The organism is Candidatus Eremiobacterota bacterium (assembly GCA_031082125.1).
In the GTDB taxonomy this organism is placed as follows: Bacteria; Vulcanimicrobiota; CADAWZ01; order CADAWZ01; family Ess09-12; genus Ess09-12.
Window position 1 is genome coordinate 1 of the sequence record JAVHLM010000042.1, and the last position, 25,447, is coordinate 25,447.

Annotated in this window: 18 protein-coding genes; 5 read left to right on the forward strand and 13 right to left on the reverse strand. The window is 56.4% G+C overall.

The genetic code is table 11. The features are described 5' to 3' along the window. Positions 1-551 precede the first annotated feature (551 nt). The gene (locus RDV48_28620; GenBank protein MDQ7826796.1) at positions 552-923 is read right to left on the reverse strand and encodes a hypothetical protein; all 372 of its coding nucleotides are present in this window, start codon (positions 921-923) and stop codon (positions 552-554) included. Between the two features lie 384 nt (positions 924-1,307). On the opposite strand from RDV48_28620, the gene RDV48_28625 reads away from it, so the two are divergent. Both RDV48_28625 and RDV48_28630 read left to right on the forward strand, forming a co-directional pair. Then, a complete protein-coding gene (locus tag RDV48_28625; protein MDQ7826797.1) occupies positions 1,308-1,535 on the forward strand; it encodes a MoaD/ThiS family protein in 228 nt (75 codons plus the stop codon). A gap of 68 nt (positions 1,536-1,603) precedes the next feature. Next, positions 1,604-2,674 (forward strand): GAF domain-containing protein, encoded by a 1,071-nt coding sequence (locus tag RDV48_28630; protein MDQ7826798.1) that lies wholly within the window; start codon positions 1,604-1,606, stop codon positions 2,672-2,674. A gap of 28 nt (positions 2,675-2,702) precedes the next feature. On the opposite strand, the gene RDV48_28635 is transcribed toward RDV48_28630, so the two are convergent. From RDV48_28635 to RDV48_28645, 3 genes are read right to left on the reverse strand one after another with little or no spacing between them, the layout of a single operon-like run. Beyond that, a complete protein-coding gene (locus RDV48_28635) occupies positions 2,703-3,881 on the reverse strand; it encodes a hypothetical protein (GenBank protein ID MDQ7826799.1) in 1,179 nt (392 codons plus the stop codon). Between the two features lie 14 nt (positions 3,882-3,895). After that, positions 3,896-6,493: a tetratricopeptide repeat protein gene (locus RDV48_28640; GenBank protein ID MDQ7826800.1), complete on the reverse strand. Its 2,598-nt coding sequence runs from the start codon at positions 6,491-6,493 to the stop codon at positions 3,896-3,898. Continuing rightward, complete coding sequence (locus RDV48_28645) at positions 6,483-7,514, reverse strand: DUF1786 domain-containing protein (protein MDQ7826801.1); 1,032 nt, start codon at positions 7,512-7,514, stop codon at positions 6,483-6,485. Before RDV48_28645 ends, RDV48_28640 begins: the two co-directional genes overlap by 11 nt. A gap of 111 nt (positions 7,515-7,625) precedes the next feature. On the opposite strand from RDV48_28645, the gene RDV48_28650 reads away from it, so the two are divergent. After that, on the forward strand, positions 7,626-8,183 hold the full coding sequence (locus RDV48_28650; GenBank protein ID MDQ7826802.1) for a hypothetical protein: 558 nt from the start codon (positions 7,626-7,628) through the stop codon (positions 8,181-8,183). Between the two features lie 9 nt (positions 8,184-8,192). On the opposite strand, the gene RDV48_28655 is transcribed toward RDV48_28650, so the two are convergent. Genes RDV48_28655 through RDV48_28680 form a run of 6 tightly spaced genes read right to left on the reverse strand, consistent with a single transcriptional unit; the run spans position 8,193 to position 15,927 of the window. Then, positions 8,193-8,483, reverse strand: coding sequence for a hypothetical protein (locus RDV48_28655; protein MDQ7826803.1), 291 nt, complete (start codon positions 8,481-8,483; stop codon positions 8,193-8,195). Positions 8,484-8,485: 2 nt separating this feature from the next. Then, on the reverse strand, positions 8,486-10,192 hold the full coding sequence (locus RDV48_28660; GenBank protein MDQ7826804.1) for a glutamine--tRNA ligase/YqeY domain fusion protein: 1,707 nt from the start codon (positions 10,190-10,192) through the stop codon (positions 8,486-8,488). Positions 10,193-10,210: 18 nt separating this feature from the next. Next, a complete protein-coding gene (gene gltX, locus RDV48_28665; GenBank protein MDQ7826805.1) occupies positions 10,211-11,725 on the reverse strand; it encodes a glutamate--tRNA ligase in 1,515 nt (504 codons plus the stop codon). A 25-nt stretch (positions 11,726-11,750) separates the two neighbouring features. Next, positions 11,751-12,983 (reverse strand): Xaa-Pro peptidase family protein, encoded by a 1,233-nt coding sequence (locus RDV48_28670; protein ID MDQ7826806.1) that lies wholly within the window; start codon positions 12,981-12,983, stop codon positions 11,751-11,753. Continuing rightward, on the reverse strand, positions 12,980-15,607 hold the full coding sequence (locus tag RDV48_28675) for a PAS domain S-box protein (GenBank protein MDQ7826807.1): 2,628 nt from the start codon (positions 15,605-15,607) through the stop codon (positions 12,980-12,982). Before RDV48_28675 ends, RDV48_28670 begins: the two co-directional genes overlap by 4 nt. A gap of 20 nt (positions 15,608-15,627) precedes the next feature. Next, the gene (locus RDV48_28680) at positions 15,628-15,927 is read right to left on the reverse strand and encodes a hypothetical protein (protein MDQ7826808.1); all 300 of its coding nucleotides are present in this window, start codon (positions 15,925-15,927) and stop codon (positions 15,628-15,630) included. A gap of 141 nt (positions 15,928-16,068) precedes the next feature. Here RDV48_28680 and RDV48_28685 point away from each other — a divergent pair, with 141 nt between their 5' ends. Beyond that, complete coding sequence (locus tag RDV48_28685) at positions 16,069-19,032, forward strand: GAF domain-containing protein (GenBank protein MDQ7826809.1); 2,964 nt, start codon at positions 16,069-16,071, stop codon at positions 19,030-19,032. Between the two features lie 5 nt (positions 19,033-19,037). Here the strand turns inward: RDV48_28685 and RDV48_28690 are convergent, their stop codons facing one another. After that, a complete protein-coding gene (locus RDV48_28690) occupies positions 19,038-19,958 on the reverse strand; it encodes a metal ABC transporter substrate-binding protein (protein MDQ7826810.1) in 921 nt (306 codons plus the stop codon). Between the two features lie 240 nt (positions 19,959-20,198). Between RDV48_28690 and tkt the strand changes: the two genes are divergently transcribed. Then, complete coding sequence (tkt, locus tag RDV48_28695) at positions 20,199-22,229, forward strand: transketolase (protein MDQ7826811.1); 2,031 nt, start codon at positions 20,199-20,201, stop codon at positions 22,227-22,229. 4 nt (positions 22,230-22,233) lie between these two features. On the opposite strand, the gene RDV48_28700 is transcribed toward tkt, so the two are convergent. Both RDV48_28700 and RDV48_28705 read right to left on the reverse strand, forming a co-directional pair. After that, positions 22,234-24,009 (reverse strand): response regulator, encoded by a 1,776-nt coding sequence (locus tag RDV48_28700; protein ID MDQ7826812.1) that lies wholly within the window; start codon positions 24,007-24,009, stop codon positions 22,234-22,236. A 129-nt stretch (positions 24,010-24,138) separates the two neighbouring features. Beyond that, entirely contained in the window at positions 24,139-25,443 is a 1,305-nt protein-coding gene (locus RDV48_28705) for a hypothetical protein (GenBank protein ID MDQ7826813.1), read from the reverse strand. Positions 25,444-25,447: the final 4 nt, after the last annotated feature.

A 25,447-nucleotide genomic window follows, 5' to 3' on the forward strand; every position in this document is an offset into this window, starting at 1 on the left:
GATTGTCCCCCTCGGAAGCTCATAAGGCTCAGGGAGGAGGAGCATATCCTCGTAGTCCCCTGAAGCGAAGGAATCACTGAGGTGAAGAAGCTCTTCTTCATCTGGTATGAAGAATGATTGAATAGTGCAGGTCTCAAAAGTATCCATACACTCATTGTAACATATTGAAAATTAAAAAGCAAAGATACCACATCTTAAAAAGCCCATTGGATAAAGGTTTTAAGGCCATCGCTGGATGCCATGCAGAGGGCCCGGAAGAGGTGAGGAGGTTATAAATGACTCTGGAGTTCGTCCGTGTGGAGCCTGGTGGCCTCCAGGGCTTCATGGGGCCATGAGGATCCTGGGAAACACCGAGAATATGACAAATATGAAATATTTATACACTCCGCACCCTCTGGAGAAGCTCTTCCCTGCTGATTCTATCCGGGGGGAGGCCTCCCCCACACAATTGCAGGCGCAGTGGTAAAATCACCTGCCATTGTCAGGAAATCCTCAGGGCGGCCTTCGGGTCACTGCCATGAGTGAGAATACCGGGGAAAGCCTCCCTGATACTATTCCGGAGTGGTCTTGACAATCACCGTCTTGAAGTAAAATCCGGCATCGCCCACCGGGTCGCATGCATTCGAGAGGGCACCCTCTGCGCCGATGTTGAGGATGTATATCTTGTCGGCTCCCACATACAGGTATTTGCCCTGCTCATCGGCGGCCATGGAATGGGGATCTGCACCAAGATTGTAGGGATTTCCTGCAATCACGTCCAGGGTGCCGTCATCCTGGTCGATGGCATACTGGAACATCGTGGTGTTGCTGTTCGTCCCGTAAAGGTACTTGTTGGCGACGGTGCCGATGAGCGACCAGTTGCCCGTTCCTGTAGTAGCGATATCAGCCCCGTTATCACTGAGCACGCCGGCATTGAAAAGCATACTGTGAATACTGGGAGTTGCAGGATTGACGCAGAGCGAATAGAGATGAGATGGCAAGAACAAGCAGGACCGACGGGATATCAAGATGCCCTGATCTTTTCATTGTCAATCCCCCTTTTTATGCAGCAATGGTCCCCTTACCTGACATATAAAAAATTTTAGCAGAACGCCGTTTTTTTTTTCAATAGCCAAAATGTAAACATTTTGTGCGATCAGGACCTCCATACTGCTCCCATTCGCTCAGGTGGAGCTGACAAAATGAATTTCTGCGGCAGGGGCGCCTGAGCTACTCCTGAGAGCGCTCCCGGGGAAATAATGGAGTAGTCCCCTTTTACCAGAGGGATTTCCGCATCTGCCTTGAAAAGAGAAGAGGGAGGAGAGCCGATGACGATCACCCTTGAGCTCACGGGGCACCTGCCCCACTACGGCGGCCAGGCCGAGGTGCGCCTCGAGCTGGCGGCGGGAGAGCCTCTTGACGGGGCCCTGAAAAAGCTCGGCATCCCCCCTGACGAGGTGCTCCTTTTCATCATAGACGGGAAGCACTTTTACGGTGACCATGTCCCGCGGGATGGCGACAGGGTCAATGTGCTGCCGGCCATATCGGGGGGATGAAGGCTTTTTCTCCGCAATGGAGAAAATGAAGGAGAGACACAGATATCTCAATCGGGGGAGGCTTTGGCATGGATACTCACGACGCTTCATCAAAGGGAATATTTTATGACTACCTGATTTCCTTTCACAAGGTGGCCCGGGCCCTGGGCTCAACGCTCTCGTCCGACGAGGTCCTCAGGAATATGCTTGAGAACATCACCGCCACGATGAAAGGCAAGGCGAGCTCAGTGATGCTCATAGATGAAAAATCCAGGGAACTTAAGCACCGGGCAAGCCATGGCCTCAGCGAGAAATACCTTGCCAAGGGCCCCATTGATCTCGACAGGTCAATACTCGACAGGGAGAAGGGAGCGCCCATCCTCCTCAAGGACGCCACCGCAGACGAGCGTGTGCAGTACAGGGAGAGCGTGAAAGAGGAGGGAATCGGCTCAATACTGATAGTCCCCATAGTGGTGAAAGAGAAGGTCATAGGGGCTCTCCAGCTTTATACCGACGCCCCGCGGGAGTTCTCGGAAGACGAGATCCGTTTCCTGTCTTCACTGGCAGAGACAGGCGGCCTGGCCCTTGAGAACGCCTTCCTCTATGAGCAGAGGCAGAAGGAGAACCAGGCCTTCTGGGAGCTCGGCAAATCCATCAACGGGAGCCTCAAGCTCAACGAGGTGCTTGAGACGATGGCGAAGGGGATCACAAGAGCCCTTGACCTGAAGGGCTGCATGATAAGGCTCCTGGATGAGAAGCGCAGGGTTCTTGAGCTCATGGCCTCCTTTGGCCTGAGCCAGAAATACCTGAAAAAGGGGACGGTGGACCTTGACAAGTCCTTCATAGAGCCCATGGAAGGGAAATATGCCTACGTGCGTGATGCCGGAAGCGACACGAGGCTCCAGTATCCCCAGGAGGCCAAGGAGGAAGGGATTGCCTCGATCCTTTCGGTTCCCATGAAGGTAAGAGAGAAGATCGTGGGAGTTCTGCGCCTTTATACGAGCTACCCGAGGGAATTCAACAATGACGAGATGAACTTCATCAATGCCATTGCCGAGCTTGGGGGTACCGCCATTGAAAATGCCATGATGTACAGCAGGGTCAAGGAGGACTACGACGACCTCCGCGAGAGCATCGGGAGCTCCCGGTCCTGGTTTTAGCCTCACGCCCGCTGAACCCCGGCGCCTCTTAATGCGAAAGCCTTGCCACGTAGAGGAAAGAGGGAGTCTTGCCCTTCCCGGCGGAAAGCTGCAGAAAAGCCAGGTCGGGGCCATGGGGAGACCACCGGGGCTCCCAGAGATACTCGGGATTTTCAACGCCTTCGACAGTTTTCACCTGGAATACCGTCGAGAGCCCCTGCCCTTTCTTGGTGACGACCTTGAGGGACCTTCCCTCATCGCCGGTAAAGGCTATCCACTCACCGTCAAAAGACCATGAGACATTCCCCGGGTCATCGCCGGCATTCTTCACCTTCGTGCCCACGGGCACCCGGGCTCTCACCCCCCCCCCTGCCTCTACTATGGAAAGCTCGTACTCCCCCTTCTCGCCGGCAGCTTTGAAAGCGACGGCAGCACCGTCAGGGGACCAGGCAGGCGCCCCGCATGATGCCAGGTCCTCCTTCAGCACTCTTGAGGTGCGGTCATGGCCTGCGATGCAGAGATCGTAGAGAAGGCGCTTGGGATCACGTTCTTCAAGTGAGAGGTAAGCGCAGAAGCGCCCGTCACGGCTCATCTGCGGGGAGCGCAGCTTCCCATAGGCCACTTTCTTCCCCATGAAAAGCATCTTGGACTTTACCACGTGGACGGCACTGTCAGTGAGCTGCCTGAAGCGCTTCCCATGGGCGTCAAGGGCGAAGACATAGCACTCCTTCACGTTGGAATCGTCGCTCTCCTTCTGGAATACGGCCACCACGTCACCCCCCGGGGAGAGGGAAGGATCGAGTATCCTTATCTTCCGCCATGACTTTTTCACGGGAAGGGGAAGAAGCCTCTGCTCCTTCCTTTTCACCTGGTAAAGATAGATGTCGCTCGTCTCCCCCCCCTCCTTGAGGGAAAACACTACGCCTCGGGAGGCGTCAAAGCCGAAGGGAGTGTATTCGGCGCCAAGGGAAAACTCCTCGAGGACCCTGCAGGAATCTCCCTCGAAGCTGACCCACCTGCCGCCGGAAAGAAGGCCCCCGCCTGAAAGGGACCAGAGGGGTGAGGTATAGTCACCGTCAAGAGGGGCGAGAACCCTCATATTGCAGGGAGGAGCAAGCTTTGTGCTGTCAAGGAGCGGTGCCGCCCCGAGGAACAGGGGGCTTTGCAGGAGCGCAAGGAACAGCAGGAAAGCCATCCCGAGAAGAGAGGCATAAAGGCTCTTTTTCATGAGGCCACTTCCTTTCACCGTGATTCGGCCCAGTGAGCAAAGGTCCAGAGCTGGCCAATCCTGTCCCTCACCGTTGACGCGAGCTGCCTCTCGCTGAGAAGCTTTCCCAGCCCCTCCTCCTTGACCATGGAGACTTTCGAGGCATCGACGGACTCGTAGATAACGCCGAGCGTTGCGGCATAGAGATCACGACAGACACCGTATCCCATCCTGTCTGCCGTGTAGGTAAGGCCTTTCGATACCTTTTCGATGGTAAAATCGGCGGGTATGGTCCAGGTGACAAAGGTGGTGAGGGCTTCCCTTGCCTGGGGAGGAAGAGGAAGGCTGCCGATGAGAAAAAGAAGGTTGTCCCTGGAAAAGCCCTTGCGGCCTTTCGATTTCATAAGCTTCACCGCCAGTGACGAGATATTGTCGCCAAGGAGCCTGATGCCGGGAAGCTTCACAAGGGGCGCCACCCTGCCTATCCCCTCGCGGATTATCAGGGAGGCCATCTGCGTCGCCGCGTCGCCGAGCTGGCTCCTGTAAAAGCGGTGATCCATCCTCAGGCCTGCCATGTGATAGCCGAAAAGGAAGGTCTGCATACCCGGAGAGAGGGTGTCGGTGGAGCGGGGACTGTAAATAAGAATATGCTTTACTCTTGGCTTCTCCAGGATCTCGTAGCTGAAAAACCTGAATGGCCTCATCCCCTCGTAGCGATAAAGGGTTATGGGAAAGCCTGAAAAAAATGAGAGCGCGTCAAATAACGGCGTGGGGAGTGAATAAAGGTCCTTCTGAGACACCTCGGTGCTCTGGCGGAGCAGCTCCTGGAACTCCTGCCTTTCCTGGTGGCTTTCGGCGGGAACGAGCTCCCTGTCGCCTGCCACCTTGTGGATGAGATCAATGAAGCGCCTCTCCTCAGAGTGGACATAGTCATCAAGGGCAAGCTTCTCAAGGCCCGTGGAAAAATCGGTTTCCATGACGCCCGCCATGGAGGTAGCCTTATAGGCCGCCTCCATCTCCCTGAACCGGTAAAGGAGCGACTGGTTCCCCCGCTCCCCGCAAAAACCTTTCATCCTCTCCAGGAGGCCTTCATTGAGGGGCTGCTGCTTCCACATCGTGATGATGGCATCCTCGGGAGGAGCCCCTCCTGCTTCTTTCCCAAGGATCGCCATATTAAGGGCCATTGCCTCCTCATGGGCGGGATTGGAAGAGAGGAGGGCGCTTACGTAGCCCTTTGCCTTGGGGAGATTCCCCAGGCGCTCGAAGTGAATTCTCGCAAGGCTCATAAGGCAGCCATCGCGCTCCTGGGCAGCGAGCCTCAGCGAAAGGAGCTTTTCATAGGTTCTGGCCGCTTCATCCCAGTTCCCCTGCTTTTCAAGGCAGCCCGCCTTGCCAAGGTAAGCCTCCTTGCTGTCGTTCTTCTTCTCTATTGCCCTGTTGAAGCAGCGGAGGGCTTCATCGGCAAGGCCGTGGTCATTGAGAAAAGTCTCTCCCAGTATCACCAGGTCCTTTGCCACGGGATTCTTTTCATACTGGGTCAAGAGCAGCCTCAGGTCATCAGGTCTCGTCTCGCCGTCGCCAATGAGCCTGCCGATGCTTCCCCTGAGCTCCCTGAGGCCAATCTGCTCGTCAGGATGGCGCCTCAGGTGCTCCCTGAAAAAGCGGTCGGCCTTTTCAGATTCTTTTCTTGCCTTCCAGAACTGCCCCAGCTTGAGGGAGGGGTAATGGCCCGCCTCATCATATCCCTCCTTCGCCGCCTCTTCAAAGTGGGAGAAAGCGCCTTCGTGATCGCGGGCGAACTCTTTCACGAGCCCCAGGTGGTACATTAGGGGACCCCTGGGGAGGAGCTTCCTCTCCAGGGCCCGATCAAGCACTGCTCCTGCAAAAGGCTCGCCTGCACAGTCCAGCTCCATGATGACCGAGGCAAGAAACCTTGTATTCTCGTCATCATGAGGTTCAAGCTCGTAGTGCTTCTTCAGCAGCATCATGGCCTGCCTGGTCCGGACGTTAAGAGTGCGGTAAGTCTTTGCGAGATGCTTGATGAGGCTCCTCTGCTCAGGTCTGAGCTTGAGGGCTTTTTCCATCACCGCCAGGGCTTCCTGGTCAGTCCTTTCAATCGATATGAAGAGCGACGAGAGCTCAAGAAGCACGATGGCATCATTGGGCGTTACCGACAGGAGCTTCTCGAGGATCTCCGCCAGGGCCCCCTGGCTCCCCTTGGCCCGGTAAACACCTGCAAGGGCCCTCAGCAGTTCGATGCGCGTTTTCCTGCTCGAGAGGCTCCCGTGGGCGAGAAGGCTTTCATAGAACTCGCCCCGCTTCTCCTCTTCCCCGGCGCTCTCCATGAGAGGAACAAGGCGCCTGAGGGCCCCTGGGTAGTCAGGATTATAAAGAAGGAGCTTTTTATAGGCCTCCGCCGCGAGATCAGGCCTCCCCTGGGCTTCATGGATCTGCCCTCTCTCCATGAGGGCGTCACCGTTATCAGGATCCGTTGCGAGGACCTGCTCCAGGAGCGCCATGGCTTCCGAGTGCTTCTGCTCATGAGAGAGCCTCTTTGCCGCCCTGAGACGCTTTGTCTTCTCTCCGTCTTGCTGGGGATTCCCTGCCACCGTTGTCACCTCGCTATGAAGCATCAAGCAGCCCTGCGGCCCCCAGGAGGCCGAAGCATCCTGTGAGCATCATATCCCCGAAGGGAGCTGCCTCGTAATAGCCAAGAGAGCGGACCATGGCCCTGTTGGGCCCTGTCACCGCCGTGAACGAGAAAGGCTCCATCGAGCGGTATTCATCAAGGATCACGCACCCATGGCCCTTCTCCTCCCAGACTTCCTCATGAGAGAGACGGCTCTCGGCAAAACGCCCGAGCATGCCGGCAATCTTCTCCTTTGTCATAAAGCACGTATGGTGTTCAAGCAGGCCCAGGACCTTTTCCCCTTTCATGAGAGCCGCAAGGACATGCTGGTTGCCCATGTTCACTACGAGCGCGCCGCCGGCAGCCTTCTCTTTGACCAGGGGATCGAAAAGGGCGCCCAGAAGGGCTGCAGGGCCTGTATCCATCAGCTCGCTTGCCGGGAGCCGCTCCCTTATGGCCTTCATCCTGGTAAAGAGGGGCGGGATGTCATTGAAAAGGAGCGACCGCAGAGTCCCTCCCCCGGCAAGAAACTCCCTCCAGTAGGCAAACCTCACCTGCCTGTTGCTTCCCCTGAGGCATTCGCCGTGGTCCTGGACCGCCACGAGGTACCGGCAGGGCTGGGGCTTCCCGTAATGCCTGAAAAGGGCAAAAAGAGGCTCAAGCTCGATGTCTGAGAGGGCAAGGGAGTGCATCCCGCGGGGAGGGCTCTCGGCTATCATGATGCCCCTCTCCTTCACTTCCTCGAGATTGTCCCTGAAGGTTTTTGCCGCCGAGGGCGAGGCATAGACCTCATAGCCGGCCTTGATATGCTTCTTTACGGCAGAGCTCAGAAAATAGGATCCCATCACGGTCCCCTCGAGAAAAAGGGGCCTTCCCTCCATGGTATGCTCTTCCACCTGGCGGGCCAGCACCGCGGCCCTCGTGGGAAGGACAAGCTTGATGCAGTTCTCAATAGCTGTTCCTTCCTCCCAGAGAAGGATATCCTGCGTCCCCGCGCCCACATCTATGGCAAGTACCGTCTTCATCTCTTTCTCCCTGAATTCTTTGTGGTATGGATAGGATTTCGATAAAAGGGATTCCAAAATCCTTTGCCTAATTGATCCTGTGCGGTGAAAGAAAGTTTTCGGGAGGTTCCCATGGCGGGATTCGGTCTTGACTTCAAGAGCTTCTTTGATGATTATTTCAGGAGAAATGACGAGAAATTCCTGGCCGAGCTCGGCGAGGTGATCAATGAGAGGGACGACTCCCGGGAGATTGCCGCCCTGGCTGACTGGTCCTTCAGGAATTACGTCATCGAGGCGCTGGTGAAAGCCCTCGAGGCGAACAATGAAAAAATATACCGGGACTTCGCGGACCTTCTCTCAGGCATTGAACCGCCTCAGCGCCACGAGCCCGCGCTCTATCAGGAGCCCCAGCGCTACGAAGAGAGCGCGCCCCCGGGGACAGGCTACCCTAAAAGAGCAAGCAGCAGCATCCCGGGAGGCGTTCCGGGGGGAGTCGCCGGGAGCGGGTACGCAGGAAGGTTTTCCTACGGGTCGCCAGGAGGGACTTCAATGGGAGGGTACAGCGGGGGCTCCCCGGGAACGATGCCCGGGAGCTTTCCCGGCATGGGACAGGCGCCCTCTGGCGGCGCCGACGAAAGCCAGGGAAACGGCGCGCCCCAGCCTCCCGTGGACTTCAACTTCGAAGCGTGAGAACTGCCTTCACAGCCGGTCTCTCTCCGGATCCTCGGGTACGTATCCCGGGGGAGGCGGTATCGCTACCGGGCCTCCCGTGATGGGGTGCCGTCCCGCGATGCCTCTCATAAGAATCATCAGCAGCACGATAATGGCCACGATGCCAAAAATGGCCAGCAGCATCACGGTCCTGTTTCCATCAATGGCGGCGCGGACTCCCAGAGCTGCCATGAGAAACGAAGCCAGGATAAGGATCACATTTATGGCGATGATGCCCAGGATCCTCAGCCAGGGATTTTCAAAGGGGTGGCTGTTCATGCTTACTTCTGCTTCTTCTCCATCTTTGCCCAGGTGTCCCTGAGGGAGATGGTCCTGTTGAAGATCAGGGCTCCTGCCCTGGAGTCGGGATCGACTGAGAAGTAGCCCAGGCGCTCAAACTGGAAGCGGCTCCCTGAAGGTGCATCACCAAGGCCTGGCTCCACCTTGCACCCCTTGAGCACTTCAAGAGATGCCGGGTTGAGAGAGGACGTGAAATCCCCCTCCTCCCCCGGGTTGGGCTTTGTGAAAAGGCTCTCGTAAAGGCGCACCTCGGCATCAAGGCTATGGGCTGCCGAGACCCAGTGGGACGTGCCCTTTACCTTCCTGCCGTCCTGAGAGGTGCCCCCCTTCGTGGAGGGGTCATAGGTGCAGTGGACCTCGCTGAGCTCGCCGGTCTTTTCATCCTTGACCACACTGGTGCACGTCACATAATACGCCGCCTTCAGGCGCACCTCGCGGCCCGGGGAGAGACGGTAAAAGTCCTTCGGCGGGTCCTCGCGGAAGTCGTCGCGCTCGATATAAAGCACCTTGGAGAAGGGGACCGACCTCTTCCCCGCCGAGGGGTCCTCGGGATTGTTGATGCACTCCACTTCCTCGGCGGCGCCTTCAGGATAGTTGTCTATGACCAGCTTGAGAGGCCTGAGGACTCCCATGACACGGGGGGCACGTCTGTTGAGGTCATCGCGCAGGCAGTGCTCAAGGAGCGAGATGTCCACTATGCTGTCGGCCTTGGCGACGCCGATGACATCGCAGAAGACCCTGATGGCCTCGGGAGTGTAGCCGCGACGGCGCATCCCTGCAAGGGTAGGCATTCTCGGATCGTCCCAGCCCCGCACATGGCCTCCTTTCACAAGCTCAAGAAGCTTCCTTTTGCTCATCACTGTGTAGGTGAGGTTGAGCCTTGCAAACTCTATCTGCTGGGGGTGGCACTCCACCTCGAGCCGATCAAGATACCAGTCATAGAGAGGCCTGTGGATCTCAAACTCCAGCGTGCAGATTGAATGAGTGATGCCCTCTATGCTGTCCGAGAGGCAGTGGGCAAAATCATACATGGGATAGATGCACCATTTGTCGCCTGTCCTGTGATGAGCGGCCTTGCGGATGCGGTACACAGCGGGGTCGCGCATGTTCACGTTAGGCGACGCCATGTCAATCTTTGCCCTCAGGACACAGGCGCCGTCGGGAAACTCGCCTTTTCGCATGCGCTCAAAGAGGTCAAGGCTCTCCTCCACAGGGCGGTTCCGGTAAGGGCTCTCCTTCCCCGCCTCGGTGAGGGTGCCGCGGTACTCCCTTATCTCGTCGGCGTCCAGGTCGCATACATAAGCCTTCCCCCGCTTGATGAGGTCCACGGCATATTCGTAGAGCTTCTCAAAATAATCGGAGGCATAGTAAAGGCGGTCATCCCAGTCAAAGCCCAGCCATTTCACATCGTGCATGATGGAATCGACATATTCCGTATCCTCCTTCGTGGGGTTAGTGTCGTCAAACCTCAGGTTGCATGTGCCGCCATACTGGGCGGCAACCCCGAAGTTCAGGCAGATGGACTTTGCGTGCCCTATGTGGAGGTAGCCGTTGGGCTCGGGGGGAAACCTCGTGGCCACGCGGCCCTTGTGCTTCCCTGTCTTCATGTCCTCATCAATTATCTCCCTGATAAAGTCCTTTGTCAGTTTTTCTGCGGGGGCTTCGCTCACCGTGGACACTCCTTTCATGAGAGCTTTTCTTCTCGCTCATTTTTTGGCATGGTTACTAAGAAATCCTGCTGCCTCCTCCAGTCGGCTCATGCAGCGGTAAACGCCCAGGGCGCTCATTGACTCGTAAAGCGGAAGGGACTCTCCTGAGCCGGTCACGGCAAGCCTTACGGCCATATGAAGAGCCTTGCTCTCCACGGAAAGCTCTTCCCGCGCCTTGAGCATACATTCCTTGAAATGATCGGCAGTGACAATCTTTTCCGCATCATTCCTGAGCTTTTTCCTGAATGCCGTGAGAAGCTTCGCTGCCTCGTCACAGGACAGGCCCGCTTTCTGGAAATCCTCGAGGCGGTAGCTGAGGGTGAGCCTGAAAAGAAAATCAGTGATGGCGCCAAGCTCCCTTTCAAAGCGCCTGAACCGCTCCCTCACCTGGGGCGCGAGGCCGCCAAGGTACTCCATGAGAAAGGATACCCGCGAAGAGAGATAAGAGCAGAACTCCCCGCTGTCCATCCTGTTGATATAGAGATCATTGAGGGCATTGAGCTTCTCGTAGTCAAAGGCGGGGCCTGAGACGGAAATGCGGCTGACGTCAAACTCCCTGACAAGCTCGTCGATGGAGAATATCTCGATATTCCTTATCTCCTCCTCTGTCCTCCCCTCCGTGGTCCGGGAGTACCCCATGAGGGCAAGAAAATTGAGAAGGGCCCCGGGAACATGGCCGGCGGCGCGGAACCACCGGAGGGACACGGGATTCTTTCTCTTGGAGATCTTGCTCTTGTTCCTGTCGGGGTTCCTCAAGAGCGACAGGTGGTAGAACTCAGGCACTTCCCACCCGAATGCCCTGTAGAGAAGCACATGCTTGAACGTGGAGGCAATCCACTCCTCGCCGCGGATTACCGTCGAAATCCCCATCAGGTGGTCGTCCACCACGTTAGCCAGGTGGTACGTGGGAAAGCCGTCGGACTTCAGCAGCACCTGGTCATCAATCTCCGAGCATTTCCGGGAGATATTTTTGCCCCTGGTGCAGTCAAAAAAGGAAATCTCCGCGTCGGGAGTGTCCCCGGGGACTTTGAGCCTTATGACATGAGGCTCCCCGCGGGCCGCCCTCTCCTCGGCCTCAGAGGGCGGCATGTTTCTGCAAGGCGAGTCTGCCGCAAAATAACCGACGGCAGGGCGTTTATCCTTTTCCTGGCGGGCCCTCAAGGCATCAAGCTCCTCCCTGGTGCAGAAGCACCGGTAGGCCCAGCCGTTCCTTATAAGCTCCCCGGCATGCTCCCTGTAGATGCCCTGTCGCTCGGACTGGCGGTAAGGCCCGAAAGGGCCGCCCACGTCGGGGCCCTCGTCCCATGTGAGGCCCAGCCACCTGAGACAGTCCAGGATGGCCTGTTCCGATTCAGGCGTGGAGCGCTCCCTGTCAGTATCCTCTATCCTCAGGATAAACTTCCCGCCGCGGGACCGGGCCAGACACCTGTTAAAAAGCGCGATGTAGGCAGTCCCCACGTGGGGCTCCCCAGTGGGAGACGGTGCTATCCTCACCCTTACTTCCTTGCTCATTTTATCCTCCTGTCCTGGCCATTCGTTATCCCTCGGGAAAGATCTCGAGCTCCCTGGGGAGATCGGAGAGCACTTCCAGGGTGGAGTCCCCGTGGAGGGCCACGACATCCTCAATCCTCACACCCATTTCTTCACCGGGGAAATAGAGCCCCGGCTCGACGGTGAAGACCATGCCGGGGAGAAACCTTTCATGGGATTTATAGTTGAATACGCTTACCCGGGGCTTCTCATGGAGGTCAAGGCCTATTCCATGGCCCAGCGAGTGGACATAGCCATCCCTGGAGAGAGGGTTCCGGGAGAGGGTGGGAAAGCCCCTGCCCTCAAAGAAGGCCGATACCTTTTCGTCGGCCGACGACACGGGCACCCCGGGCCTTATGGAAGCGAGGCCCACACCCTGCGCCTCCAGGACCGCCTGATAGAGCTCCTTGAGGCGGGGCGGCGCAGGGCCGATACAGACAGTTCTTGTCAGATCGGAGATATAACCTTTCCTCGTGCAGCGGGGAAATATGTCCAGTATCAGGGGCTTCCCCGCCTCGATGGCTACAGAGTCATCTCCAATGCTGTGGGGAATGGCCGAGTCACGCCCCAGGGATATGATGGGGGGATCGGCGGCGTTCATGGCGCCCTTTGCCATTTCCATGAAGGCGCGCTTCCTGAGATCACCGACAGTCACCGCCCTGCCGTTCCTGTGGACAAGCATGGTGCCCCTGAGCTGCTTGGACCTGAGATAATCAATAAGGGCCTTGATGATCACGCAGGTCCGGCGGGTCATGTCCCGCAGCACTTCAAGCTCGCCGTCGTCCTTGGTCTGCCTTATGGCCTGCAGGATGTTGTCATCCACATCCTGCACAAGAGCAATATGGGGGTAACGTTTCAGGATCTCCCGGTAGATGAAAAAGGAGCGCTGGATATAGTCTATACCATAAAAGGCCACATTTCCGCCTATTCTCAAGTGCTTTATCAGGTTGCCGTAAAAAGCCATCCACCGCTCGACTTCGTTCTGTATGTTTTTCATCTCGCGGCGGGAGACGATCTCCTCGGTATCAAGCCCGCGGAGCCCGCAGCGCTCCACCTCCCCGCGCTCCATCGAGTTGTGGATCACGATAAGCTCCTCGTCACGCTTCTTTACCAGGACAGGGTTCAGGATGTTGGCTTCCCCGATAAAATAAACAATATCGGGGTTTGAGGAGCGGGGACCGGAGAGGATGATCCAGTCAATGCCTCTCTCTTTCATCGCTTCATCGAGGTGCTGCTTCATGGCGACTCCTGCCAGGGTTTTATCGTTTCATGGGGGGGCCGTGCCAGGGTGAAAAAGAAGGTCGATCCTTTCCCCGGCTCACTCTCCAGCCACACTTCGCCGCCATGGCGCTCTACGCCTTTCTTCACAATGGCAAGGCCTATCCCTGCCCCTTCGGTTGTGGCGGCTCCGCTGGATGAGCGGGTGAACACGTCAAAAAGTCTCTCATGAAACTCTTTTTCGATGCCTATGCCATTGTCCCTTATCTGAACCTCATAGAGTTCACCGCGGCGCTCCCACTGTACATCGACTTCCGAAGCGCGGTATTTGAGGGCATTCTCCACCAGGTTGAAGAATACCTGGTAGAGCACGGCATAATCGCCTGACACGGTGGGCCACTGCTCAGCCGCCCTGATCACGGAGTCGGCAAAAGTCTTCCTCTCCGAGAGGCTCAGGATCACTTCCCCGATGATCTCGCCCAGGTCTACCTCGGTAAAGCTCCGCTTTACAAGCGCATACCGGGCATAATGCTGAAGGCCCTTTATCATCTCCATGGCCTTATCGGAGTTCACCCATATGCGTTCTATGATGGTAGCCACCTCGCCGGCAAGCTTCTCATCCATCTCCTTGAGGAGGAGAGAGCTGTATTCCCTTATGCTCATAAGGGGGCTTTTCAGGTCATGGGATACGGCATACACGAAGCCTTCAAGCTCCTGGTTCTTATTGCTGAGCTCCTGCTGGCTCCTTTTTATATCACTGATGTCGAGCATGATCGTTGCGAGGCAGAGCGGCCTGCCGGTGAGGATTTCCTTCACAATGAAGGTGGTGATATGGACATCGACCTCTTTCCCTGTCTTGAAATGCCGCAGTTTCGCCTCATCAGACCAGATTCCTTTCTCCTTCACTATGGGTATGATCATGCTCATCAGGGTACCCTTCCTGTCGCGGCCTACGAATTCATGAATCTTCAGCGTGGTGACGTCATAGGAATCATCGATCCCCACAAGCCTCCTCCCTGCCTCGTTCACATAGGTGACATCACCTTCAAGGGTCGCCATACCGATGAACTCCTTGCTGTTCTTGACGAGGGACACGAATTTCTGAGCCTCCTGCTCAGCCCTCCTGCGCTCTGTGATGTCGCGGATCGTCCCCATGCTGGCCGCCCCGCCCTTGTACTCGATGAGGCTCCCCGTTATCTCGAGGTCCCTGATGCTCCCGTCCTTATGGATACCCTGGATCTCATAGGTCACAGGCGCTTCGCCGCCGCTCTGGCGTACCGTGTAAATCTCCTTCAGGCGCTCAAGGTGATGAGGGGCGACAAATCTTTCCGCGGCCATCCCTGTGATCTCCTGGACTGAATATCCCGAGATATGCTCCATGGTCTTGTTGGCGAACCTGATGATGCCGTCCTGGAGAATCACGACGCCGTCTTTGGCCTGCTCCACAAGCGTTGAATACTTGGTCTCCGATTCAAAAAGGGCCTGCTGGGCTTCCAGTATCGTGGTGAGATCTTCCGTGTAGAGCAGGAGCAGGTCAGGGGGGACAAAGACCACGGTGGCCATGATATTTCTTGTCTTTCCCGTCGTAATATAGGTATACTTCGAAGTGACCCTTCTTGTGCCCCTGTCCTTCGCGCACTGGCGTAACTCCTGGATCACATCGGGCCTTGCGGCGAACAGCTCTGACACATCCTTCCCCTTGAGGCCCGCAATGTTCCCCTCGGTGACTTCCAAGGCCTTCTCATTGTAATCGACGAGCTCCATCTGCTCACCGCTGATCTTGAAGAGGTATGAGGCCAGGGGGAAAAACCTGAAGAGGGACCGGAGCTTCTCCTCGCTCACTTTAAGGGCATCTTCGGCAAGCCGCTTTGTGGTGATATCCCTGATAAGCCCCACGAGATGGGTGATCTCGCCGCTTGAGTCCCTGAGTGGCACCTTGATGGTGGTGAGAATATGGCGCCGGCCCTTCGAATCCGTGATGGGCTCTTCCGGTATCTCCACCTTCTGTGCGGTGCGGAACATCTCTTCATCTTTTTCCCAGAAAAAGTCGGCCTCCTCCTTGGGGAAAAAATCATAGTCGCTCTTCTGAAGCATATCCTTTTTCTCATGGCCCACCATCTCGCATAAAGCCCTGTTCAGGGAGACCCATCGGTGGCCCCTGTCCTTGATGAACACTGGATCAGGGATGGTTTCAATGACTGTTTCCAGAAAGTTTCTGTACTCGCTGAGCTCCCTCTCGACAAAAGCCTTGTTGATGGCCTTGTTGATGGAATTGACAAGCCTCTCGTAGCGGGCAAGCCCCTCTTCCTTGTTGAAATAATCGCTTGCGCCTGCCCTCAGGGCCTCAATGGCAATCTGTTCGCTCCCCTGGGCGGTGAGGAAGATGCATGGAATGTCAATATTGCCCTCCCGAAGCTTATGGAGCATATCTATGCCGTTCATGCCGGGAAGCTCATAATCGGAGAGGATGAGATCGGCCTGTCCCGACGAAAGAAAAGCAAGAGCATCCTCTGCGGTTTCAACAATCTCAATGGAAAAGCCGGGATCGAGCTTTCTCAGCCTTGTCTTGATGAGAAGGCCATGATCAGGGTTGTCCTCGACGAGGAGCAGCCTTTTCTCATTGTTTCGATCTCTGTGCAAATCCATTGTTTCTCCTGTGTTGGAGCCTACCGGCAGGCGCCTCCCGGCAAAGAGGGCTCCTGCTCTTCGCGCTCAATCCTGCGAAGCCTCCTGAAGGCCTTGCAGAATACGCAGACTTTCTCAATCTTACCGATTGCCGGCGCAAGATCTGATTCCGGCTTTGAGCGGGAATAGATGCAGAGAGGGCAGATAGAGCAGACAAAGGCTCCTGCCTTAAGCATCACTTTCTCCCTGCCGTCAGCTACGAGGCCCAGGTTCGCAAGAAAGGTGAGGACCGAGCCTGCGAGAAACCCCACCAGAACTCCCAGCAGAATCCATAAGAGCATGGCCACTCCTCCTCTTCACTGTGTGCCCGGGGTCCTCTCGGTGATCCCCGGGATAACTATGGAAAATAGTATCATTCCCGGCAAGGAAAGTCAATCTTTTTAGGGAGCGGGAAATATGAGGCGCACCGAGGAGAATTTTAATTGAAAACGAATATTGTGAGTCAAGATTGGTGGACTTTTGATATCACTATGGACAACTCGCTCTTCAGATCACTCATCGAATCGCTTGACGACGGCCTCGCCCTGATCAGGGACGACAATACCATCATTTACTGCAACAGCGCCTTCAGAACATTAAGAGAGACGACATTCCAGCGGGCCGAAAATGCATCCCTCCTCAAGCTTTACCCGCCATCCCAGAAAGAGGGGCTCCTCTCCCTGCTGAAATCCCTGAGAAAGAAGGAGCCTTCCGAGCACACCACCCTGTTCGTGGAAACCGAGTCCGGCAGGCAGTTCTCCGATACTTACACCGCCATGACCGACAAGTTCGGCGAGGTCACCGGAATAATCGTCATGACCCGCGAAGTCCTCGCTACGGTGAAGACCGACGGGGGGAAGACCGTGGCTCAGAAATACGTGAGCAAGGATGTCACGGAGATAAAAAAAGAAAAAACCATCAAGGAGATCACCAACAGGAGAAAAAGGGAGATAACGGCCCTCCACGGCCTTACCATCGCTGCCTCAGAGGGTGAGAACACTGGCGAGATTCTCATGGAGTGCCTCAGGAACATCATGGAGATGTTCTCCCTGGAGGCAGGGGAAGTGCGCTACCTTGACAAAAAAAAGCAGCACTTCTCTCCCCCCGTTGCCTGCTTCGGCATGTCAGAGAGCTTTGTCAAGAAGTCGAGCGCTGCCGGCGTCGGGAAATGCCTCTGCGGCTCGGCAATCGCAAGAGAAGAGATTGTGTACTCGCCGGACATAACCCTTGAAGAGCAGCATCCCTGCAAGCACTGCATAGAAGAGGGATTCAAGCTGTCCGTCGGCGTGCCTCTCTTCTCTCAGGACGAGATCATCGGGATCCTCCACCTTGCCTCCCACAGGACCAAACAACTCGACGAAGACGATCTCTCCCTGCTCAAGATCGCGGGGAATTTCCTGGGGCTTATCCTGGACAACGAGAAGATGAATGAAAAGGCAGAAATTGCCAGGGAATACCTCAAGGGGATGATTGCCGCCAACACCGATCCCATCATAATAACAGACCCTGAGGGGAACATAATCGACATCAGCCCTGCACTGGAGAGAATGACGGGCTTCCCAAGGAAAAAGCTTCTCAAGACCCCGGCGGTGCGCCTCTTCCCCGAATCATTCAGGAGCCTCATCACCGACATGCTCTCCTCTGTGCTCACCGAGAACAAGGTAAGGGAGCTGGAAACCCACATCATCTCCCAGGAGGGAGATGCAATTCCCGTGGGCATCTCAGCCTCGCTTCTCAGAAAACCGGAGGGCACGCCGCTGGGAATCATCAACGTCCTGAAGAACCGGGCCGACGAGAAGAGCCTTCAGAAGGAGATCCAGAGGCGGAACAAGGAGTTTTCCCTCTTTTACAGCCTCTCTTTTCTCATGACTGCGAACCTCAGCATCCAGGAGTTCACCACCAAGGCGCTCCACGAAGTTTTCAAGCTCATCAGCGTGATTCCCAGGGCGGTGCTCTATGAGTCATCGTCGCCAGAGGGACCGATTGAGCTTGTTGCCCACGTAAACATGCCCCCCGAGATTACTGGAAGCGAGAAGACCGTCCCCAGAGGAGAGTGCCTCTGCAGCAGCGTGCTTGAGAGCGGAGAGGTCCTCGTGAGCGATGCCCCTCAAAAGGCCATGGACTACCGTCATCATGGTGAAAAATGGAACATCCTGGTGCCGGTGAAATGCGACGAGAGGGTCCGGGGGGTTCTGGTGCTTTACGCTGACAGGAAGCCGCCGGCCGGTGCCGGTGACACGCAGCTCCTCGCCATGATAGGAAATGTGCTGGGAGCCGCCATGGTAAAACACACCCTGCTGAGAGAATCCATATCACATGATGAAAAAGCACTTGAAGGCACTCCCAGCCTCAGGATTTTACAGGCTGCCGTGAAAGCCTTCACTACCCATGACCATGACGAGGAAGCCCTCCCTTACCTTCTCTGCAGGGAGGCGAGAAGAATCGCCGATTTCCGCACTGCCACAGTAAGCCTCTTCGAGGAGGAGGCCCTTATCTCTTTTCACCTCTTTGGAAACGACAAGGTCAAAAAGAGCAGAATGGAAGGGATCCCCACGGGGACAAGGCTTGCATGGGTGATAGACAAGGCTGAGCCCCTTATCTGTGACAACCTGGCTCTCCAGGCAAAACCCTTCAGAGAGGATAACGCCCTTCTTCAAAGAGGGGTGGTCTCCCATCTTTCCCTCCCTATTCTTTGGAATGAAGAGCTTTTCGGCGTGCTTACCCTTGAAAAGGCGACACTTACGCCCCTTGGCGGGGAACAGCTCATTGCCCTTGAGCTCATGATAGAGTATTTCGCCGCCCTCATCCATGAGCCCGTGAGCCCTCAATCCCCCGATGAGGACTCCCAGGCCCTCCGGTCAGAGATGGAGACCCTTGTGAACCAGCTTGAAGCCTATTCGGGAGAGATCCTCCGCACGAACCTTCATTTTGAAATCGAAAAGCTCCTCCTCTCGGCGGTAATAAAGTGGTTCGCTCCGGAGATTATCATGTTCCCCCTGGGAACCGGCGAAGGGGGAGAGAGGAAAGGCGTCGTCTATTCACGGAAAAAACCGGACAGGGAGATGGTCACGGCCATTCAGATCTTAATCACCATGGAAGATGCCGCCCTTGGAAATATCCTGAACACTCTTACCCTCCATGCCGAGGAGCTCGCCGAGCTCCCACCCGCTCCGCAGCCTTTCAATGTAGAGAGCTTTCTGCTGGCGACCCCTCTCAAGCTCCAGGGTGACAACGGCCTTTTCTTCGCGATGGCTTCAGGCGCCGCGGGCCACTTCGAGCTGAAGCTGCCCGTGGCAAGATGCTTTTCCCTCCTCCTCACCATAGCCTCAATGAGAATGAGGGAGATTTCCGTGCTTGAGCGGGCCACGACTTCGCTCATTGAGATAAAAAAGGCCCTGAGCACTTAGGGGGACTATTTCATCGCTTTTTCCATCTGTTCCACGTTACGCTTCATGAGAGGCACGTAGTCCAGATTTTCCCTGGTGCCTATGGGATCAAGCAGCAGCACTGCCACGCCGCACTCTTTCCCAATGACCTCTGCTGCCTTGGGGGAGAACTGGGGCTCGGCGAAAATGGCCGAAGCCTTGATGCGCTTCACTTCCTCCACGATATCCCTCACCTCCCGGGGGCTGGGCTCCCGTCCCGGTGACAGCTCGATGGCGGCGGCCTGGTCGAGGCCGTAGTCGCGGGCAAAATAGATCCATGCGGCATGGTGGGATATGAATCTCTTCCTGGAAAACTTCCCGGTCTTCTCCCTTATCTCCCCGTCAAGCTCCTCGAGGGTCCCGAGATACCTTCCGCTCCTCTCCCGGTAAAAGGCTTCGCCTTCGGGATCGACGGCAATAAGGGCATCACGTATTGCTTTCACATGGCAGCACGCGTTCCTCGGGCTGAGCCAGATATGGGGATTGCCTGTCTCGCCGTGGCCGTGGTGATCGTCGTGGGATTCATTGTCTATCACCTCTATGGTCCTGGAGAGCTCGATGACCCTCAGGGCCTTGTTTCCCGATGCCTCGACAAACTTATCCTTCCAGAACTCAAGCCCCAGGCCCACCACTACAAGAAGCCTTGCCTCAGCGAGGGTCCGCAGCTGCGACGGCTTAGGCTCAAAAGTATGGGGGCTTGACCCGGGGGGGATAAGGAGCTCCACTTCCACCCTGTCGCCACCCACCTGCCTGACAAAATCCGCCAGGGGCACAATGCTGACGGCCACTTTTATCTTCGAGGAGGGCGTTTTCAGAACATTGCCGGATGAAGGCGCCTTCGTGGCAGCGCAGGAACAGCACAGAAGCGCCGCAGCAAGCAAAAACAGCACCACACGATAATATTTCATAGAATCCCCCGCCGGTATCTCACGATTCATCTGCCCCACAGACCATTTGATCACGGCCTGGGCCTGGGGACATTCTTCTCTTCGGCCTCTCTGCACACCACAGAAGTTACCACGGCATGGAGGCGAACTCCTGCGTCGCCCGGTGAGAGGATTTCACTCCACGCTTCACGAAGAAATGGAGCGGCCCCATGAGGGTAAACCCCTGGGGCCGCCCACCTAAAAATCATGACGAGGTGCTTTATGGATTTTGAACGTACCCAACAGCTTGCCCACACCGTGAGACTCCTTGCCGCCGATGGCGTGCAGAAGGCGAATTCAGGCCATCCCGGCATGCCCATGGGCACTGCCGACATGGCGGCAGTGCTCTGGCAGGGTTTTCTTCACTTTGACCCCGACGATCCCCTCTGGCTCAACAGGGACCGCTTTGTGCTCTCAGCGGGCCATGGCTCGATGCTTCTTTACTCCCTCCTCCATCTCTTCGGCTTTGCTGTCACCCTCGACGACCTGAAAAGCTTCAGGCAGTGGCACTCGAGGACGCCGGGCCACCCTGAGAAGGGGTGCCTCCCCGGCGTTGAATGCACCACGGGCCCCCTGGGGCAGGGCTTCGGCATGGGCGTGGGAATGGCCCTTGCAGCCAAGGTGATGGCCAACCGATTCAACACCGGGGATTTCTCCCTTATCAACCACAGGATCTACGGCATCGTGAGCGACGGCGACCTCATGGAGGGCATCTCCGCCGAGGCGGCATCCCTTGCGGGGCACCTGAAGCTTGACAACCTCCTCTATCTCTATGACTCAAACAGGATCTCCATAGAGGGCTCGACGGACCTGGCCTTCACGGAGGACGTGGGAAAGCGCTTCGAGGCTTATGGATGGAAGGTCTTCCATGCCGACGGCCATAACCTCCGGGAGCTTTTTGAGGTGACAGGAAAAGCCCTGGAGGACAGGACGGCGCCGAAACTCATTGTCTGCAGGACCCACATAGCCCGCTGGAGTCCTGCCATGGAGGACAAGGCTGAATCCCACGGCTCTCCCCTGGGGGCCGAAGAGATCAAGGCCACGAAAAAAGTGCTCGGATGGCCCCAGGACAAAGACTTTTACATCCCCGACGAAGTTGCCGCTTTCTGCAGGAAAAGGGTTGATGAGCTCAAAGCCCTCCACTGCGCATGGAAAACACAGTATGCCGCCTGGCGCAAGGAGCACCCCGACCTGGCGGAAAAGCTCGACGGCGCGCTGAAGAAGGAGCTCCCCGGAGAGCTTGAAAAAACGCTCATTGAGAACCTCCCCGACAAGGACGAGGCCACGAGGGTCTCCTCAGGTGCCGTGATCCAGAAGATCGGCAAGCTCATCCCCTTTGTCATGGGAGGCGCTGCGGACCTGGAGCCTTCGGTGAAATGCCATATCAAGGGGGCCGGCTCTCTCAAGCCCGGTGACTTTTCCGGGAGGAACATCCACTTCGGGATCAGGGAGCACGGAATGGGAGCCATCCTGAACGGGATGGCCCTCTATGGGGGGATAATCCCCTACGGCTCAACGTTCCTCGTTTTCAGCGATTACATGAAGCCCTCCGTGCGGCTTGCTGCGATGATGGAAGCCCAGGTGGTCTTCATATTCTCCCATGACAGCGTCTTCCTTGGAGAGGACGGGCCGACACATCAGCCCGTGGAACACCTGGGAGCCCTCAGGATCATCCCCAACCTCAGAGTGATAAGGCCTGCCGATGCCATGGAAACGGCAATGGCTTGGTTCAGTGCCCTCAAAAGGAAAGAGGGACCCACGGCACTTGTCGTTTCGAGGCAGAATGTACCCCAGCTGAAGCGTGCCGCCCGATTTGACGCGTCGCTCATCACCAGGGGAGGCTACATCCTGGAGGACTCGAAAAAGCCCTCCCCCGATGTCATCCTGCTTGCTTCAGGCTCAGAGGTCCACCTTGCCCAGAGGGCTCACGAGCTCCTCAAGGCCCAGGAAATTGACGCCCGCATAGTCTCCATGCCTTCCATCGAGGTGTTCCTCGACCAGGAGCCCTCCTATAGGCACAGTGTCATTCCCAGGAATTTCGCCAGAGTGGTGGCCATAGAGGCAAGCCTCACAAGGGACTGGGACAGGTTCACCGCGCCTTCGGGGCTCACCATCGGGCTTACCCGCTTTGGTGACTCGGCCCCGGCCAAGACCATCGCGCAGCATTATGGATTCACCCCTGAAAAGGTAGCCGAGCGCGTTGCAGTGTGGCTGAAGGAAAAAGAGGAAGTGAAGGCCTTCCCTGCCCTCTGATGCGCTATTTGATATATTTCTTTATGGTGCGGACCAGCATGTCGGGGTCAAAGGGCTTCTGCACGAAATCAACAGCGCCGAGCTTCTGCTGCCGGTCAAGAATCCTGCTGTCGTCAAGGGAGGTAAGTAAAATCACGGGGACATTTTTCACGTCATCCTGAGATTTTATTATCTCAAGGGCTTTGATGCCGTCCATGATGGGCATCATGACATCCAGGAGTATGAGATCGGGCCTCTCCAGGTTAATAAAGGCCAGGAGCTCCGCGCCGTTGGGGAAGGTCTTGACTCGGAAACCCTCTTTTTCCAGGTAGAGCTGGAGCATGTTGGAGATCAGGTGGTCATCCTCAGCGACAAAGACCAGCCCCTCGCCGAACCGGCACACCTCGGAAGATTCTTCGCATCCCTCATCACGGGCACGCTGCATGATCTTCACAAGATCGCGGTATATGATGAACTGATTTCTGCCGCTCTCCTTGGCATAGTAGAGCGCCTTGTCAGACCGCGCCACCAGGGTCTTCTCATCCTCCCCGTCATCGGGGCATGTGGTTACACCGGCGCTGAAGGTGATTTTAAGGGGCTCCTCCCCGTGGGGTACCGCGATGGTCCAGCTCTGCATCCTGTCATAGATGCGCCGCATGACCAGGTGGGCGTCCTTCAGGTCTGTCTCCGGCAGGATCAGGCCGAACTCCTCGCCGCCATAACGGGCCACCACATCGACATTGCGAAGCTGCGACTTGAGAAAGTCGGCAGTCTGCCTCAGGACAAGGTCCCCCACGATATGGCCGTGAGAGTCATTCACGTTCTTGAAAAAATCAAGGTCAATGATGACAAGTGAGAATTTTCTCTTGTAACGCTTCCATCGCGTGATCTCCTCGATGAGCCTCTCATAGAAATAACGGTGGTTGTAGGCACCGGTGAGGCCGTCCTTCACGGCGAGCTCCTTGAGGATCTTTGTCCTCGCCATGAGGGCCCCCACGCGGGCCACGAGCTCCTCGGGATAAAAGGGCTTGGTGATGTAGTCGTCGCCGCCGATGGAGAGACCTTCAATCCTGTCCTCGAGAGTGTCCTTGGAGGTGAGAAAGATGATGGGAAGAATATTGCCGCCGGGCCGCTGCCGTATTATCTTGAGGACATCCATGCCGTCGATGTCGGGAAGCACGATGTCCAGAATCACCATGTCGGGTGAAAACTTGAAGACCTCCTCAAGGGCCGTCTTTCCATCAGTGGCCACCTTGATGGTATAGCCCGCTCTGGTAAGGTACTGCTCCACGAGCTCACCGATGGTCTCATCGTCATCGACGATGAGGATCCGCGAAGGCCGGGTCACTTTCTTATCATCGTGCTCTGCCAGAGCAAAGGACTGCCACTGGGGTCCCGCCCCGCCGCTCTGCTGAAGCAGGTGCTCCCCTTCTTCAGCAGGATAGCGATCCTCAACGGCCTGCACCAGCAGCTCCTCCATCTCAGCGGTGTGGGCCCTGAGGGATGAGAGAAGGTCTCCTCCCACTTCCATATCGCCATGATCCTCGGAAGGCAGAGAGTTTTCAGCCTTCTTTGATATGACGCCTATCTGGGGAAACCCGTAAACGCCGCTGGAGCCTGCTATCTTGTGGTAATTGAAACGGAGCTCCTCGATAAGCGACCTTTCGCTCCTGCCCTCTTCAAGCATCACGAGCGCGCTTTTTATCGCCTCAATCCGCTTTTTCGTCGTAGGGAAAAAGGAGCGGGAGGTCAGCTCCCTCTGATCCTTTTTCACTTCTTCCTTCGAGGCTTTTTTCTTCACCGCAGCTCTTCCTGGTGTCTTGTATGGGATACAATCACTGCACTATACACAGGTATATATTCATTATATGTTGCGGTAATCCTTCAGCTGAACCCTTCGGGGAGAGCAGGAAGCTTGAGAGCAAAGGCGCTATTCCATGGTTTCAAGCGAGGGAGGAGGCGGCGGGCCCGAGTCGTCCTTGTCCACAAAGGGGAACCATTGTTTGACCGATGACTTGTCCGAACCGCCTGAATGCGATGAGCCCTTGGACACCGGGGTAGATGCCGATGACGAAGCCGATCCGCCATCCGCTTTCCCCCACACGGGGGTGAAGGATGACCCCGAGTAGCTCTCGGAAGCAAGAAGACTTGATATTCCGCCGGGGCCGAGAGAAGGGGGAGGGGGCGGAGCGCTCTCCTCACCATCTTCACCCTGTTTCCCTGAGGCTCCTTTCGCGCCGGGCGCCTGAGGGAAGAGAAGATAGGAATACTGCTTCATCTCCGAGAGGGCCGGGCTATACTTGGGATAGGGGTCATGCCCCCCCCTGGTCTTCTCCTTCACCCAGCGCTCAAAGGAATACCGGTCATTGACGGCCACCTGTTTCCCCTGGCCTTTTGAATGCGTATTTTTTTCACCACCGGAGCTGTTCACCGCCACCGTCGCTGCGGGAGCCTCGTGCGAATTGTACCGGGTCACGCCGTCAGGGGGAGTGATATAGCTCAGGGCAAAATTCCAGTTCTGCCAGCTGTCGCTCTTGCGGAACTCCACCATGGCAATGGAGGTGAATTTCCTGTTCTTGATGATGTAGCGCTGGCCGGGGAAAACCCTCGCCTTGAAGCCCGGATATTTGGAGAGGGCCACATAGACGTTTCCCCTGTAGTTGCCTACTTTGGTGGTGCCGTCAGCAGTGAGCAGCACTTCCATCGAAGAGCGGCCGGGATATATCAGCGCCTCGTTTGTCTTGATCCTCATGTGAGCAAATTCCGATTTATCGACCCACAGCCTCCCCCTGGTAAGAAATATTTCAATCTCCAGGGGGAGGAGCACCGGTGTCTTTCCTTTGAAGTATTCAATGACTCTGGTGAGGCTGTCAGTCCTTTTCCTGACCCTTCTGAATTCAATGGAGGTCTCAGGGGCGAGGCGGAGAGATATGGCGTCCTTGAAGAGAATTACGGTTCTCTGGGCGCCTGTAGTGCTGATGATATCCCCCTCCTTAATATTGTGAATCCCCCAGTCAATGATAAGCTTGTTCTGCACCTTTTTCCAGTCCTGCCATTCCGTGCGGACCATCTTCACTCCCCCGCCGAAGCAGAGGATCTTTCCCTGGACGGCGATGCCTGTAGTAACGGCGCTCACGAGCCACATCAAAAGGAACACCAGAAGCACGGCTCCCAGGATAAGCTGCCGCTTTCTCGGGGGATAATTCAAGAGATTGACGCCAGGGTGTTTTTTCATCAGT

Bases quoted from the DNA above. Each gene is read 5' to 3' on its own strand.
- RDV48_28675 (MDQ7826807.1), bottom strand. From the start codon at position 15,607: ATGGATTTGCACAGAGATCGAAACAATGAGAAAAGGCTGCTCCTCGTC.
- RDV48_28705 (MDQ7826813.1), bottom strand. From the start codon at position 25,443: ATGAAAAAACACCCTGGCGTCAATCTCTTGAATTATCCCCCGAGAAAG.
- RDV48_28630 (MDQ7826798.1), top strand. From the start codon at position 1,604: ATGGATACTCACGACGCTTCATCAAAGGGAATATTTTATGACTACCTG.
- RDV48_28645 (MDQ7826801.1), bottom strand. From the start codon at position 7,514: ATGAAGACGGTACTTGCCATAGATGTGGGCGCGGGGACGCAGGATATC.
- RDV48_28655 (MDQ7826803.1), bottom strand. From the start codon at position 8,483: ATGAACAGCCACCCCTTTGAAAATCCCTGGCTGAGGATCCTGGGCATC.
- RDV48_28635 (MDQ7826799.1), bottom strand. From the start codon at position 3,881: ATGAAAAAGAGCCTTTATGCCTCTCTTCTCGGGATGGCTTTCCTGCTG.
- RDV48_28640 (MDQ7826800.1), bottom strand. From the start codon at position 6,493: ATGCTTCATAGCGAGGTGACAACGGTGGCAGGGAATCCCCAGCAAGAC.
- RDV48_28660 (MDQ7826804.1), bottom strand. From the start codon at position 10,192: ATGAAAGGAGTGTCCACGGTGAGCGAAGCCCCCGCAGAAAAACTGACA.
- RDV48_28690 (MDQ7826810.1), bottom strand. From the start codon at position 19,958: ATGAAATATTATCGTGTGGTGCTGTTTTTGCTTGCTGCGGCGCTTCTG.
- RDV48_28670 (MDQ7826806.1), bottom strand. From the start codon at position 12,983: ATGAAGCAGCACCTCGATGAAGCGATGAAAGAGAGAGGCATTGACTGG.
- RDV48_28625 (MDQ7826797.1), top strand. From the start codon at position 1,308: ATGACGATCACCCTTGAGCTCACGGGGCACCTGCCCCACTACGGCGGC.
- RDV48_28620 (MDQ7826796.1), bottom strand. From the start codon at position 923: ATGCTTTTCAATGCCGGCGTGCTCAGTGATAACGGGGCTGATATCGCT.
- RDV48_28680 (MDQ7826808.1), bottom strand. From the start codon at position 15,927: ATGCTCTTATGGATTCTGCTGGGAGTTCTGGTGGGGTTTCTCGCAGGC.
- tkt (MDQ7826811.1), top strand. From the start codon at position 20,199: ATGGATTTTGAACGTACCCAACAGCTTGCCCACACCGTGAGACTCCTT.
- gltX (MDQ7826805.1), bottom strand. From the start codon at position 11,725: ATGAGCAAGGAAGTAAGGGTGAGGATAGCACCGTCTCCCACTGGGGAG.
- RDV48_28650 (MDQ7826802.1), top strand. From the start codon at position 7,626: ATGGCGGGATTCGGTCTTGACTTCAAGAGCTTCTTTGATGATTATTTC.